This is a genomic window from Luteibacter sp. (assembly GCF_036500425.1).
Lineage (GTDB): Bacteria > Pseudomonadota > Gammaproteobacteria > Xanthomonadales > Rhodanobacteraceae > Luteibacter.
Genome location: NZ_DASYCB010000034.1, coordinates 27,630 through 41,210 on the forward strand (window position 1 = coordinate 27,630; position 13,581 = coordinate 41,210).

Here is a 13,581-nt window from a genome sequence, read left to right on the forward strand (position 1 = left end):
GTTTACGCCTTGCTCAGGGTGATGGCGGCGCCGTACGGCGGCAGCATCGCGGTTTCGGGGAGCGCGGCATCGATCCACACGGCACCGGCAGGCACCGCGGCATCGACCACCACCGGAAGCACGCTGTCGCCGATGCGGCCGTTGCCACCATCAACCAGGCCGAGCTTGCCCGCGTCGTCCGCGCTGACGCGGATGGCGGCCGGGCGATTCAGCGGATGCGAGTTCAGCGCACCGGCGCGGCGCAGTACGGCATCACCGCGGTACACCGGCACGGTAGCGATGCGCGAAAGCGTCGCGGCCGGAGCACGCTGGCCGAGCACCAGACGAACATCCGTCGTGCGCTCTACCATGCCATCACGCAGGCCAGCCAGGTCATCGAACTCGAAGCCGGCGACGTTGAGCGAACCGCCCAGCGCACGCAGGACCTTCCAGCCTTCGCGGGCTTCGCCCGGCGCCTTCGAACCCGCGAGCACGGCCTGGGCCGTACCCTCTGCATTCACCAGCGTGCCTTCCAGCTCCGGCGTCAGCGCGATCGGCAGGATCACGTCGGCCGAATCCTTCAGGGCGTCGGAAGCGTAGGCAGCGAACGCGACAACGGTCTGCGCCGAGTGCATGGCCTGCAGGGCCTGGGCACCATCGGCGAAATCGTACGGCGGCTCGACGTTGTACAGCACGTAACCCTTACGCGGCTGCGCGAGCATGGCGCGGGCATCGAGGCCACCCGCGGTAGGCAGCACGCCCACCGTGGAAAGGCCAATAGCATTGGCGCCCGCCGGGATTTCGTTGAACGCCGCACCGGCGGCCTGCGCGATGAAGCGCGCGATGGCACGCAGCCACGAGGCTTCCGGGTGGTTGGCGGCGGCGTGGCCGAAGATCACCACGGCGCCTTCGACCGCGAACTCAGTGTACGCAGCACGGTGGTCGTCGGTGGTCGTGGCAGCGTTCACCACACCTGCGATCGACTCCGGCACGACAGCGCCGTTCTCGGCAGCCACCTTGGCGAACTGCAGCAGTTCGGCGACCAGCTCGTGCGGCGGAGCAACCGCTTCGCCGGCGAGATCGAAGTTGAAGTTGAAGTGCGCCGGGTTCACGGCAAACACCTTCGCGCCCTTCTTCGCGGCCTGGCGGATGCGGTGGTTGAGCAGCGGCACTTCGTAACGCAGGTCGGAACCCACGATCAGCGCCGACTTCACCTTGTCGAGCGAAGCGATCGACGAAGCGAACGGCTTGGCAAAGGCGTTGTCTGCGAAATCCAGCTGACGCAGGCGGTGATCGACGTGGGCGCTGCCCAGGCCACGCGCCAGACGGACGAGCAGCTCGCCCTCCTCGTTCGTGGTCGCCGGGTTCACCAGGATGCCGAGGTCGGCACCGGACACACTCTTCAGTGCTTCGCGGGCGACCGAGAGGGCGTCGTCCCACGTGGTGGTCGCCCACTGGCCGTTGCGCTTGACCATCGGTGCCTTGACGCGATCTGCCGCGTAAAGGCCCTGGTGGCTGTAGCGGTCACGGTCGGAGAGCCAGCACTCGTTGATCGATTCGTTATCGCGCGGCACCGTGCGCAGCACTTCGCCGCGGCGGGTATGCAGCCACAGGTTCGAACCCAGCGCGTCGTGGTAAGCCACCGACGGGCGGGCGACCAGCTCCCAGGCGCGGGCCTGGAACTGGAACGGCTTGTTGGTCAGCGCGCCGACCGGGCAAACGTCGATGATGTTGCCCGACAGTTCGCTCTCGATCGTCTTGCCGATGTAGGTACCGATCTCAAGGTTTTCACCGCGGCTCATGCCACCCAGCTCGTACGTGCCGGCGATCTCGCTGGTGAAGCGGACGCAGCGCGTGCACTGGATGCAGCGGGTCATCTCGGTCGCGATCAGCGGGCCGAGGTTCTCATCGGCTACCGTGCGCTTGCGCTCGACATAACGCGACACCGAACGGCCGTAGCCGAGCGAGACGTCCTGCAGTTCGCACTCGCCGCCCTGGTCGCAGATCGGGCAATCCAGCGGGTGGTTGATCAGCAGGAACTCCATCACGTTGCGCTGTGACTTGAGTGCCTTGTCCGAACGGGTGAAGACCTTCATGCCCTCGCCTACCGGCGTGGCGCATGCCGGTGCCGGCTTCGGCATCTTCTCGATTTCCACCAGGCACATGCGGCAGTTGGCGGCGATCGGGAGCTTGCGGTGGTAGCAGAAGCGCGGGATGGCGATGCCGACGGCGTCGGCCGCCTGGATGATCATCGACCCCTTGGCTACCTGCACCGGAACGCCATCGATCTCGACATTGACGAGATCGGGCGCGGCATTGGCTACGGGCTGCGCACTCATGCAGCGACTCCAGTGGTGGCCGTGCCAGCGGGGCCGTCCACGATGGAACGGCCGTGCTGCACGTAGTATTCGAATTCGTGCCAGAAGTGGAACAGGAAGCCCTGCACCGGCCACGCGGCAGCTTCGCCGAACGCGCAGATGGTGTGGCCTTCGATCTGGCCGGCGACGGCCTTCAGGCGGTGCAGGTCTTCCTGCGTACCCTTGCCTTCGACGATGCGCGAGAGCACGCGGTACATCCAGCCGGTACCTTCGCGGCACGGAGTGCACTGGCCGCACGACTCCGCCATGTAGAAGCGCGAGATGCGGTGGCAGGCGCGGACCATGCAGGTCTTGTCATCCATCACGATGACGGCGCCCGAACCCAGACCCGAACCCGCCTTCTGCAGCGAGTCGTAGTCCATGGTGCATTCCATCATCTTGTCGGCCGGCAGCACCTTCATCGAGGAGCCGCCCGGGATGACCGCCTTGAGCTTATTGCCGGTGCGGACACCGCCCGCCATCTCCAGCAGTTCGGAGAACGGCGTGCCGAGCTTGATCTCGAAGTTGCCCGGGTTGTTCACGTGGCCGGAGACCGAGAAGATCTTCGGGCCGCCGTTGTTGGGCTTGCCGATGTTGAGGAACCACTCCGCGCCGTTGCGCAGGATCGCCGGCACCGAGGCATAGGTCTCGGTGTTGTTGATCGTGGTCGGGCGGCCGTACAGGCCGAAACCGGCCGGGAACGGCGGCTTGAAGCGCGGCTGGCCTTTCTTGCCTTCCAGCGATTCCATCAGCGCGGTTTCTTCACCGCAGATGTACGCGCCAGCGCCGAGGGCGTTATAGATGTCCACGTCGATGCCGGTGCCATCGATGTTCTTGCCGAGCAGGCCAGCGGCGTACGCTTCCTTCAGGGCTTCTTCGATGTGCTCGAATGGCTCGTGGTGGAACTCACCGCGCAGGTAGTTATAGGCGACGGTCGAACCGGTGCAGTAGCACGCGATCGCCAGGCCTTCCAGCACCGAGTGCGGATTGAAGCGCAGGATGTCACGATCCTTGCAGGTGCCCGGCTCGGATTCATCCGAGTTGCACAGGATGTACTTCTGGCCCGGCGCCGTGCGCGGCATGAACGACCACTTCAGGCCGGTGGGGAAGCCGGCGCCGCCGCGGCCGCGCAGCGAGCTCTTCTTGATTTCTTCGATCAGCGCGGCCGGATCCGGCTTTTCAGCCAGAATCTTGCGCCATGCCTTCCAGCCGTCGACCTTCTCATAGCTCTCGAGCGACCAGGGCTTTTCGAAATGCAGGGTCGTGTAGACGACCTGGTGTTCCTGGGGTGCGGGTCCGACCGGACCAGTGGTGCTAGCCATTGCCCTTACCTCACTTAAGACCGTCGAGGATCGCGTCGACCGATTCGGCCGTCAGCTTCTCGTGGTAATGACCGTTGACGACCATCATCGGCGCGCCCGCACAGGCAGCCAGGCATTCCTCTTCCTGCTTGAGGTAGATGCGGCCGTCGGCGGTGCTCTCGCCGGTCTTGATGCCCAGCTTCTTCTCGCAACGGCGCACGAGTCCTTCGGCCCCGTTCAACCAGCACGAGATATTGGTGCAGATGGCGACGTTGTTGCGGCCGACGGGCGAGGTCTCGAACATCGAGTAGAAGCTCGCGACTTCGTACGCCCAGATCGGCGGCAGGTCGAGGTACTTGGCGACGGCGGTGATCAGCGCGTCGGTGAGGTAGCCCTGGTTCTGCTCCTGGGCGGCCATCAGCGACTGGATCAGCGCCGAGCGCTTGCGGTCCGGCGGGAACTTGCCGACCCAGTGGTCGATATGCTCCCGGGTGTGATCGTTGAGCACAGCGATAGGATCGACATCCTTCACCTGCTCGAAATGACCGGTGGCTTTCATGATTCTGTGTACTCCGTCGACTTAGCGGTCGACTTCGCCGAAGACGAGATCGTAGGTGCCGATCATCGCGACGACGTCGGCTAGCATGTGGCCACGCACGAACGCGTCCATCGAAGAAAGGTGGGCGAAGCCCGGCGCGCGCAGGTGCACGCGGAACGGCTTGTTCGCACCATCGGACATGAGGTAGCAGCCGAATTCACCCTTCGGCGCTTCCACGGCGGCGTACGTTTCGCCGGCGGGAACACCGTAGCCCTCGGTGAAGAGCTTGAAGTGGTGGATCAGCGCTTCCATGTCGTTCTTCATCTCGACACGGCTGGGCGGGGCGACCTTGTAGTTCTGCACCATGACCGGGCCCGGGTTGGCCTTAAGCCACTCCACGCACTGGCGGATGATGCGGTTCGACTGGCGCATTTCTTCCACGCGCACCAGGTAGCGGTCGTAGCAATCGCCGTTGACGCCTACCGGGATGTCGAAATCCATGTGCTCGTATGCGGCGTACGGCTGCTTCTTGCGCAGGTCCCATGCAATGCCGGAACCGCGCAGCATGGCGCCGGTCATGCCCCAGGCCTGGGCCTTTTCGGGCGAGACGATACCGATGCCGACCGTACGCTGCTTCCAGATACGGTTGTTGGTGAGCAGCAGTTCGTACTCATCCACGCGCTTCGGGAAGTCGTTGGTGAACTCCGTGAGGTAGTCCAGCATCGAGCCTTCGCGCCACTGGTTCAGGCGCTTCAGGTCGCCGCCCTTGTGCCACGGCGATTCGCGGTACTGCGGCATCTGCTCCGGCAGGTCGCGGTACACGCCGCCGGGGCGGTAATACGTAGCGTGCATGCGCGCGCCCGACACCGCCTCGTAAACGTCCATGAGCTCTTCGCGCTCACGGAAGGCATAAAGGAACACCGCCATGGCGCCGAGATCGAGCGCGTTCGAACCGACCCACATGAGGTGGTTCAGGATGCGGGTGATCTCGTCGAACATCGTGCGGATGTACTGCGCACGGATCGGCGCTTCCACACCCATCAGGTTCTCGATGGCGCGCACGTAAGCGTGCTCGTTGCACATCATCGAGACGTAGTCGAGGCGATCCATGTAACCGATGGACTGGTTGAACGGCTTCGATTCGGCGAGCTTCTCGGTGCCACGGTGCAGCAGGCCGATGTGCGGGTCGGCGCGGACGATGGTTTCACCATCCATTTCCAGCACGAGGCGCAGCACGCCGTGGGCCGCAGGATGCTGCGGCCCGAAGTTCATCGTGTAATTGCGAATTTCTTCCACGGCTTAATTCTCCCGCCAGCGGTCGGCGGCTTCCGCCCTGGCCTGATCGAGGTCGGCATCGTTGCGGATCGTGCGCGGCACCAGCACGCGCGGCTCGATCGAAACCGGTTCGTAGACAACACGCTTCTGCTCGGCGTCGTAGCGAACTTCGACGTTGCCGATGAGCGGGAAATCCTTGCGGAACGGATGGCCGACGAAGCCGTAATCCGTAAGGATGCGGCGAAGGTCGGGGTGGCCATCGTAAATAATGCCGTACAGGTCGAACGACTCGCGCTCGAACCAGTCAGCGCCCGGCCAGATGCCCGTCACGGACGGCACCACCGGGAAGTTATCGTCTTCGCAGAAGCTGCGCAGGCGGATGCGCTGGTTGTGCTCGATCGACAGCAGCTGGTACACCGAGGCGAAGCGGCGCGGCAGGTCGGCCGGACGCGGGCGCTCGGCCCACGTGAAGCGACCCATCGCCTGCCCTTCCACGCCACGCGAGAAGCTCTCGCCCTGCGCAGTGTCGGTATCCCATTCGGTCTTGCCGTAGCTGAGGTAATCCACACCACAGATGTCGATGAAAACGGTGAAGCGGAAGCCGGCTTCGTCACGCAGCGCGGTGGCCACGGCGATGAGGTCGCGCGGGGCGACCTCGGCGGTGACCTCGTTGCGCTCGACCTTCACCGTCAGCATGTCGCCGAAGCGCGCGGCGAGGCGTTCGACCAGCGAGGTCTCGTTATTAACGCTCATGTGCAGGCCCTGTTAGCGCGCGATCGTGTGAGTGCGGCGGATCTTCTTCTGCAATTGCAGGATGCCGTGGATCAGCGCTTCGGCCGTCGGCGGGCAACCCGGCACGTAGATGTCGACCGGCACGATGCGATCACAGCCGCGAACGACCGAATACGAATAGTGGTAGTAGCCGCCGCCGTTGGCGCACGAACCCATGGAGATGACCCACTTCGGCTCGGGCATCTGGTCATAGACCTTGCGCAGCGCGGGGGCCATCTTGTTGACCAGGGTGCCGGCCACGATCATCACGTCGGACTGGCGCGGGCTCGGGCGGAACACAACGCCGAAACGGTCGAGATCGAGGCGCGCGGCACCCGCGTGCATCATTTCCACCGCGCAGCACGCCAGGCCGAACGTCATCGGCCACATGGAGCCAGTGCGCGCCCAGTTCATCAGCGCGTCGACACTGGTGACGCCAAAGCCGCGCTGCGGCAGCGGTGCATCGCCATTCGGACGGATGATGTCGTCGACGAGGTTGAGCGGTTCCGGGTTGTGCATCACCCGGTCGATGGTGGTCATCACTCCCATTCGAGCGCTCCCTTCTTCCAGACATAACCGAAACCGACCACGAGCAGCGCCAGGAAGAGTGCCATTTCCACCAGAGCGATGAGTCCGATCTTGTCGAACACCACGGCCCACGGGAAAAGGAAGGCGATTTCGAGGTCGAAAATAATGAAGAGAATCGCGATGAGGTAATAACGCACGTCGAACTTCATGCGCGCGTCTTCGAAGGCTTCGAAACCGCACTCATACGGCGAGAGCTTTTCCGCATCGGGCCGTTTCGGGCCGGCAAGCATGCCGAGCACCATCAGGACGGCGCCTAGGCCGACGGCCACGGCTATGAACAACAGGACGGGCCAATATTGGGCGAGCACGATGCTGCGTACCTCCGCGCCTCGCTGGGCGCATCAGTGACCGTCGACGGGGACGAGCGGTCCGGCTAGGGGCGCCGGAGCTTTTTTCGAATCGATCCAAATGGCTCGATCCGAGACGACGCGCCAGGCGCGCCAACGACTCCGGAGATCCACAATCTCACGTTGGGGAACCGATCTATTGTACCAGTGCGTGCAGGTATGCGGACAAGTCTTAATGAAGGAAAAACCGCCCCGCCATGGTGCAAGGCCGGATTTTCGGCATGCCGGCTACATCGTCTGGGTCGGGCGCTCGGAGTTCAGGGTGCCCACGAGGAGTGCCTCGATGCGCTGCCGGGCCGCTTCGCTCTCGGGCGATTCGTTGAACTGGATGCCCACACCCGCCGTCCGGTTGCCCTGGGCGCCTACCGGGGTGATCCAGACGACCTTGCCAGCCACCGACAGGCGCTCGTTATCGTCGATAAGGGTCACCAGCAGCGCCACCTCGTCGCCCAGGTTGTAGCGCTGGGCCGTCGGGGCGAACAGGCCACCCGTCTTCAGGAACGGCATGTACGAGATGTACAGGGAATTCACGTCCTTGATTTTCAGCGACAGGATGCCCTGGCGCGGCGACGGGCTGGTGGCATTCATGGAGGCGTTGGATTCCCTTGATTGGCCGCCATCCTAGCTAGCCCACGGGGCGGGCGACAAGCCCGACGGGCTCGGGATCTTGGCATACCCAGCCGTAGCGGTCGTAGATCCACGGGGTGGACAGGTCGGCCGTGAGCTTCACAAAGGCAGGGCCTGGCACCGGCCGAAGGGCCAGGAGCCAGTCACTGCCTTCGCGCTCCAGCGGTGCGCTCCGCCAGGCCCAGTGACGAGCACCCTGCCCGTCCGCGAGCAAGACGCGCAGACGCGTTCGAGCGAAGGGGCCCGGGCGCCAGGGCAAACGCAGGGCATCGCCCGCCACCGGGGGCGGCGGCCGGTCAAACCGCTCCGGGCGTGAGGCCACGCCGAGCATGCGCTGGCGACTCAGGGCCATTTGCGTCGCGTGTTCCAGCACGGCGGCGATCTTGGTCGCCTGGCGCTCGCCATCCAGGTCCGGGACGATCAGGTCCTCGGGCGCGCTAGCCTCCGTGCCATGCACCATGTAGGTGAGGACCTCGGCCGACGAGCCCGCCGCGTGCAGGGAAAGCCGGGATAGCACATGGGCCGCGCCATGATCCGGGTGGCGGTCACCCAGGTCGGGAATGACCAGCAGCGTCGGGCGGACCCGCTCGATGATCCCGCGCAGGGCCCCCACCGCGGTGTCGTGGTGACGACGGAGCTGCATGGTTACCTGCATATCGTGCCAGCCCAGCGCATGCAGGCGATCCGGGCCGACGCCCAGTCGGCCGAGGGCGGCCGCCACTTCGAGACGCCGGCGCGCACCCCAGCGCTTACGCCCGGCGGCACCAATGAACAGGCGTTTTTCGACCCAGCGTTGCGGCCAGGGATTGTCGTCGCCATCGGTCAGGAGCACCACGTCGACGCGGCCGCCCATGCCCAGGCAACGCTGGATCAGCAGGCCGGCGGCGAGGGATTCGTCGTCAGGATGGGGGGCGACCACCAGCAGGCGCGTGGACGCATCGATGGTGGGGGCGTAGGACACGGCGATACCGGGGCGCGATTGAGCTTCGATTAGGGCGGATCCGGCGAAAAGGCGATGTCAACGCCAGGCGGCGATGAGTTCAAGCAAAATCAGGTCCGTGCGCAAGGGACCACGCAGTGCATCGCGTGCGCGGTTGGCGCGGCCGTACCAGGCATCCAGGGACTCATCGTCCAGTTGGCTTTCGAGCGGTGCCGGGCGCCCGGCAGCCCGGGCGCGCAACTCGTCCGTGGCAGCCTGCGCCGCGAACCACACGTAGCGCGCGGGATCGGTGGCCTGCCAACGCTTTACGACGTCCATGGGATCGCCACGGCCAGCGGCCAGACCCTTGAGATCCTGGCGTACTTCCATGCGCTGCTTCAGCGCGCCGTCGGCCGCCCAGTCGCGGGCCAGGCCGGGGTTGCCCCCTGCGGCCTCGAGCGCGGCCGGCGCATCGGCCACACCCTGCCCGCGCAACCAGTCCAGCGCCACGTCGCGGGAAGGTACGAGGAAATCGATGCGCTGGCAGCGGCTGCGAATCGTCGCCGGCAGGCGCGCTGGCTCATCGGCCACGAGGACCAGGATCGTGGAGGGCGTAGGCTCTTCCAGGGTTTTCAGCAGCGCGTTGGCGGCTGCGGCATTCATCGCATCCGCAGGATCGATCGTAGCGACCTGCCAGCCACCAAACTGGCTGGACATGGCCAGCCGCTGCGAAAGGTCGCGGACCTGATCCACCACGATTTCAGTGCGCGTACCACCATCCTTGCGCAAGCCGAAGCTGAGCGCGACCACGTCGGGGTGGGTACCCGCGGCCATGAGCATGCAGCTGCGGCAGGTGCCGCACGGCATGCCGTCGGTAGGCTGCTGGCATAGCAAGCCCTTGACGAAATCAGCGAGGAAATCGCGCTTGCCCAAGCCAGCCGGCCCTGCGAGCAGCAGCGCGTGCGGCAACGCATCGCGCTCACGGCGCGCCTGCAGCCGCGCCCATGCATCCGCCTGCCACGGCCGCGACGTCACGCGACGTCCTGCCCGAACAGGCTCGCGAGGCCGGACACGGCTTGTGCGAGGACAGCTGCCGGCGAGGCGCTGGCATCGAGCACACGGAAGCGTGCCGGATCGGCGGCGGCGCGTTCGCGATAGGCGCCACGAATGCGTTCGAAGAAGGCATCGCCCTCCACTTCAATACGATCGGACTCGCCGCGACCCGCCGCGCGTGCGCGACCTTCGCTCACGGGGAGATCCAGCAGCAGCGTGATATCGGGACGCAGGCCCAGCGCGGCCCAACGCTCGAGTTCGGCGATACGTTCCAGCGGCTGCCCGCGACCACCGCCCTGGTAGGCATAGCTCGCGTCGGTGAAACGATCGCAAAGCACCCACTGCCCTGCCGCGAGCGCCGGCTCGATCACCTGGCGTACCAACTGCGCGCGCGATGCGAACATCAGCAGCAGCTCAGCCTCCGCGCAAAGTTCGTTGTTGGCCGCATCGAGTACGACGCCGCGCACGGCTTCGCCGACAACGGTGCCACCCGGCTCGCGTGTCACGACCAGATCGACGCCCTGCCCGCGCACGTGAGCCTCGAGGCCACGCAGGAGAGTGCTCTTGCCGGCGCCTTCGCCCCCTTCAAGGGTGATAAGCCGTCCGCGCTGTCCGTGATTCACTGGCATCGTTTCAACTGGTAGCAGGCCACGGCCTTGTTATGTTCTTCGAGGGTAGCCGAGAAGACATGGCTGCCGTCGCCGCGCGCGACGAAATACAGCTCCTTGCCATCGGCCGGGTGCAGCGCTGCCTGGATCGCCGCCCGGCCCGGCAGGGCGATGGGCGTGGGCGGCAGGCCCGCCCGCGTATACGTATTGTACGGGGTGTCGGTGGTGAGGTCGCTTTTGTGGATGTTGCCGGCGTAGGCAGCGCCCATCCCGTAGATCACCGACGGATCGGTCTGCAGCAGGATGTGCTGCTCAAGCCGGCGCACGAAGACGCCCGCGATACGCGGCCGCTCATCCGCCTTGCCCGTTTCCTTTTCGACGATGGAGGCGAGGATCAGGGCTTCGTACGGGCTCGCCAGTGGCAAGCCGGTGGCACGCCCCGGCCAGGCGGCATCCAGCGTCTTGCTCATCGCGGCGTGGGCTCGCTTGAGGATGCTGCTATCCGCATCACCCTTCACATAGGCGTAGGTCTCGGGCAGGAACCAGCCTTCAGGGTTATCGCCCTCGACGCCGATGCGCTTTGCAAGCTCCGCATCATCCACGCCCGCGGTGTCGTGGGTCAGCGTATCCACCGCACTCAGCGCCCGGCGAAGGTCGGCGAACGTCCAGCCATCCACGATGGTGAAGTTGCGCTGCATGACCTTACCCGCGGCCATGTCCGCAATGAGGTCCCGAGGCGTCATACCCTGGCGCAACGCAAACTCACCCGCATGCAGGCGGCCGGACGCATGCATTTCCATGGCAAGCACCCGCCAGTACAAGGGCGATGCCTTCGTCGCGCCGCGATCGCGCAGGTCGCGCACGATGTCCTTGAACGACGAACCGCGGGCGACGTCGATGCTCTGCCCTGCTGTCGGCACGGCCAGTGCCGTCCGGGCGAATCGCGCCCAGTCAAGCCACAGCCACGCGCCAACGGCGATCGCCGCAAGGAGCACCACGAGCAACACCGCGCGCCAGAGGGCGGCGCCACGCACTTTCATCGATCACGATCCTTGGCACGAGTCGTCAACGGCAAGCCCAGCGAGGCCCAGTGCGCCTGCAGCGCACCCGCCACGGGGCCAGGCTGCCACGTGTGGGCGCCGAGCGCCCGGACAGGGAGAATGCCGCGAACGGCCGACGTGAGGAAGACCTCCGACGCCTGGTGCAGCCGTGCGAGGCCCACCCGGGTCACCGCGACGGCCCGCGTCGCCAGGATCTCGGCACGCGCCACGCCCGCCACGCCGCACAGATCCACGGGCGGCGTGACCAGTTCACCATCGATCACCGCGAAGAGGTTGGCCGCCGTGGCACAGACGACATCGCCGGCCATATCGCACAGCAACCCCTCCCCGATCGCCGGATCCGTCCACTCCGCGCGGGCCAGGACCTGCTCGAGCCGGTTGAGGTGCTTGAGGCCAGCCAGTGCAGGCTGGGTCGCGAGCTGTAGATCGCACACGCGCACCGCGATCCCCTCACGGAATGCCACGGGATCGAGGGTAAGTTCGGCGGCGGCCACGACCAGCGTGGGCGCCTGCCGCAGGGGAAGCGCGTAGCCGCGCTCGCCCACGCCACGGCTCAAGGTCACGCGTACCACGGCATCAGGAAATCCTCCGCTCAAGCGAAGGATTTCCGCGTAAATCGCATCGATCCCGGGAGCGGGCATGCGCAGCTGCGCGCAGCCGCGGGTCAGCCGCGCCGCATGCCGCGGCCAAAGCGGCGCCACGCCACCGACGACGCGCACCGTTTCAAACAAGCCATCGCCATAGGTAAATCCACGGTCGGCGGCAGAGACGACACCGACGTCGCGAAAATCCACCGACCGCCGCGTACTCATCCCGCGCCAAAGATCCGCAACAACCCGCGCGCCTTGGCGCGGGTTTCGTCGAGCTCCTTTTCAGGCACGGAGTCGGTGACGATGCCGGCGCCAGCGCGCATCGACACCTCGCACCCCTCGGCCAGGAGCGTACGAATCAGGATATTCAGATCCATGTCGCCGCTATCGTCCACGTAGCCGAGCGCACCCGTGTAGGCACCCCGCGGCTCCTGCTCGATATCGCCAATGATCTGCATGCAGCGCACCTTAGGGCAGCCCGTGATGGTGCCACCCGGGAACGTCGCGGCGATCACCTGGCCTGGTGTGATCGCTTCACGTGCGCGCCCGCGCACGTTCGATACGATGTGGTGCACGTGCGCGTAGCTTTCCACCACCATGAGCTCATCGACCTTAACGCTGCCAGGCACACATACCCGGCCGAGATCGTTGCGCTCGAGGTCGATCAGCATGACGTGCTCGGCGCGCTCCTTGGGATGCGTCGTGAGTTCGCGGATGCGCGCGGCATCGTCGTCGCCCGCCACGCGCGGACGGGTACCGGCGATCGGCCGCGTCTGCAGGACGCCATCACGCGACTCCACCAGCCGTTCCGGCGAGGAACTGATGATGGCCCAACCCGGCTGCTGCAGCAGACCCGCAAACGGGGCGGGATTCGCGCCACGCAGCGCCTGCATCAGCGCGGCGGGCGCAGGCACGTCAGCGAAGTGCGCGCACCAGCGGCGTGAAAGGTTGACCTGGAACGTGTCGCCGGCACGCAGGTGCTCATGGATGCGACGAACGCCATCCAGGAACCGCGTCGGCTGGTCCTCATCGATGCGCTCGGGCGCCGCCAGGATCAGCTCGGGCATGCTTGCGCCAAGATCGGCTTCAAGGGTGTCGAGCCACGCTTCGGCACCCTCCTCGGCGACGAGGATCGTGCGGCCCTCGACATGGTCGACGATGGCAGCAGCCGGGGCGCGCAGCGCGCAGGCGATGGGCGCATCGCCACGGGCCGCCGGCAAATGAAGCGATGGCTCCACCTGCGCGGCTAGTTCATAGGCGAGATAAAGCACCCAGCCGCCATGGAAAGGCAGGCCATCGTCGACACGCGGACGATGCTGTCTGGCCCATGCCGCGTCGAACGCATCGAGGAACGACCCGGAAAGTATTTGCCCGGCGCCGTCGCGAAGCACGCCATCCGCGGCGAGCGCTAGCGTCACGCCGTCGTGAGCAAAAAGGATATCGAAGCGCGATTGCGCCGTACCGGTGACAGCCGAGGCGAGCAGTGCCGGGTAACGCCCCGGAAACAGCGCGGCCGGCGCGAGGAGATCGCGCCGGCCGGCAAGGGTTCGCGTGGAGAATGCCACGC

General features: G+C 66.0%; 14 protein-coding genes. All 14 read right to left on the reverse strand.

Going from position 1 to position 13,581, the window contains the following annotated elements; genetic code table 11:
- Positions 1 to 2: 2 nt before the first annotated feature.
- On the reverse strand, positions 3 to 2,318 hold the full coding sequence (nuoG, locus tag VGN46_RS08425) for an NADH-quinone oxidoreductase subunit NuoG (protein WP_331642656.1): 2,316 nt from the start codon (positions 2,316 to 2,318) through the stop codon (positions 3 to 5).
- The gene (gene nuoF, locus VGN46_RS08430; protein WP_331642658.1) at positions 2,315 to 3,658 is read right to left on the reverse strand and encodes an NADH-quinone oxidoreductase subunit NuoF; all 1,344 of its coding nucleotides are present in this window, start codon (positions 3,656 to 3,658) and stop codon (positions 2,315 to 2,317) included. Before nuoF ends, nuoG begins: the two co-directional genes overlap by 4 nt.
- Before the next feature lie 10 nt (positions 3,659 to 3,668).
- Positions 3,669 to 4,196 (reverse strand): NADH-quinone oxidoreductase subunit NuoE, encoded by a 528-nt coding sequence (gene nuoE, locus VGN46_RS08435; RefSeq protein ID WP_331642660.1) that lies wholly within the window; start codon positions 4,194 to 4,196, stop codon positions 3,669 to 3,671.
- Positions 4,197 to 4,217: 21 nt separating this feature from the next.
- A complete protein-coding gene (locus tag VGN46_RS08440; RefSeq protein ID WP_331642745.1) occupies positions 4,218 to 5,447 on the reverse strand; it encodes an NADH-quinone oxidoreductase subunit D in 1,230 nt (409 codons plus the stop codon).
- A gap of 27 nt (positions 5,448 to 5,474) precedes the next feature.
- On the reverse strand, positions 5,475 to 6,203 hold the full coding sequence (locus VGN46_RS08445) for an NADH-quinone oxidoreductase subunit C (RefSeq protein ID WP_331642662.1): 729 nt from the start codon (positions 6,201 to 6,203) through the stop codon (positions 5,475 to 5,477).
- A 12-nt stretch (positions 6,204 to 6,215) separates the two neighbouring features.
- On the reverse strand, positions 6,216 to 6,770 hold the full coding sequence (locus VGN46_RS08450) for a NuoB/complex I 20 kDa subunit family protein (RefSeq protein ID WP_139983592.1): 555 nt from the start codon (positions 6,768 to 6,770) through the stop codon (positions 6,216 to 6,218).
- Entirely contained in the window at positions 6,761 to 7,117 is a 357-nt protein-coding gene (locus VGN46_RS08455; protein WP_247327462.1) for an NADH-quinone oxidoreductase subunit A, read from the reverse strand. Before VGN46_RS08455 ends, VGN46_RS08450 begins: the two co-directional genes overlap by 10 nt.
- Before the next feature lie 267 nt (positions 7,118 to 7,384).
- A complete protein-coding gene (locus tag VGN46_RS08460; RefSeq protein WP_331642668.1) occupies positions 7,385 to 7,744 on the reverse strand; it encodes a PilZ domain-containing protein in 360 nt (119 codons plus the stop codon).
- A 37-nt stretch (positions 7,745 to 7,781) separates the two neighbouring features.
- A complete protein-coding gene (locus VGN46_RS08465) occupies positions 7,782 to 8,744 on the reverse strand; it encodes a PIG-L family deacetylase (protein WP_331642670.1) in 963 nt (320 codons plus the stop codon).
- Between the two features lie 57 nt (positions 8,745 to 8,801).
- A complete protein-coding gene (holB, locus tag VGN46_RS08470; RefSeq protein ID WP_331642672.1) occupies positions 8,802 to 9,737 on the reverse strand; it encodes a DNA polymerase III subunit delta' in 936 nt (311 codons plus the stop codon).
- Positions 9,734 to 10,378 (reverse strand): dTMP kinase, encoded by a 645-nt coding sequence (gene tmk, locus VGN46_RS08475; RefSeq protein ID WP_414675239.1) that lies wholly within the window; start codon positions 10,376 to 10,378, stop codon positions 9,734 to 9,736. Before tmk ends, holB begins: the two co-directional genes overlap by 4 nt.
- Positions 10,375 to 11,403 (reverse strand): endolytic transglycosylase MltG, encoded by a 1,029-nt coding sequence (mltG, locus tag VGN46_RS08480; protein ID WP_331642676.1) that lies wholly within the window; start codon positions 11,401 to 11,403, stop codon positions 10,375 to 10,377. Before mltG ends, tmk begins: the two co-directional genes overlap by 4 nt.
- Positions 11,400 to 12,236 carry an aminodeoxychorismate lyase gene (pabC, locus tag VGN46_RS08485; RefSeq protein ID WP_331642678.1) on the reverse strand — a complete coding sequence of 279 codons (837 nt, stop codon included), beginning with the start codon at positions 12,234 to 12,236 and terminating at the stop codon, positions 11,400 to 11,402. Before pabC ends, mltG begins: the two co-directional genes overlap by 4 nt.
- Positions 12,233 to 13,579, reverse strand: coding sequence for an aminodeoxychorismate synthase component I (locus tag VGN46_RS08490; protein WP_331642680.1), 1,347 nt, complete (start codon positions 13,577 to 13,579; stop codon positions 12,233 to 12,235). Before VGN46_RS08490 ends, pabC begins: the two co-directional genes overlap by 4 nt.
- Positions 13,580 to 13,581 lie beyond the last annotated feature (2 nt).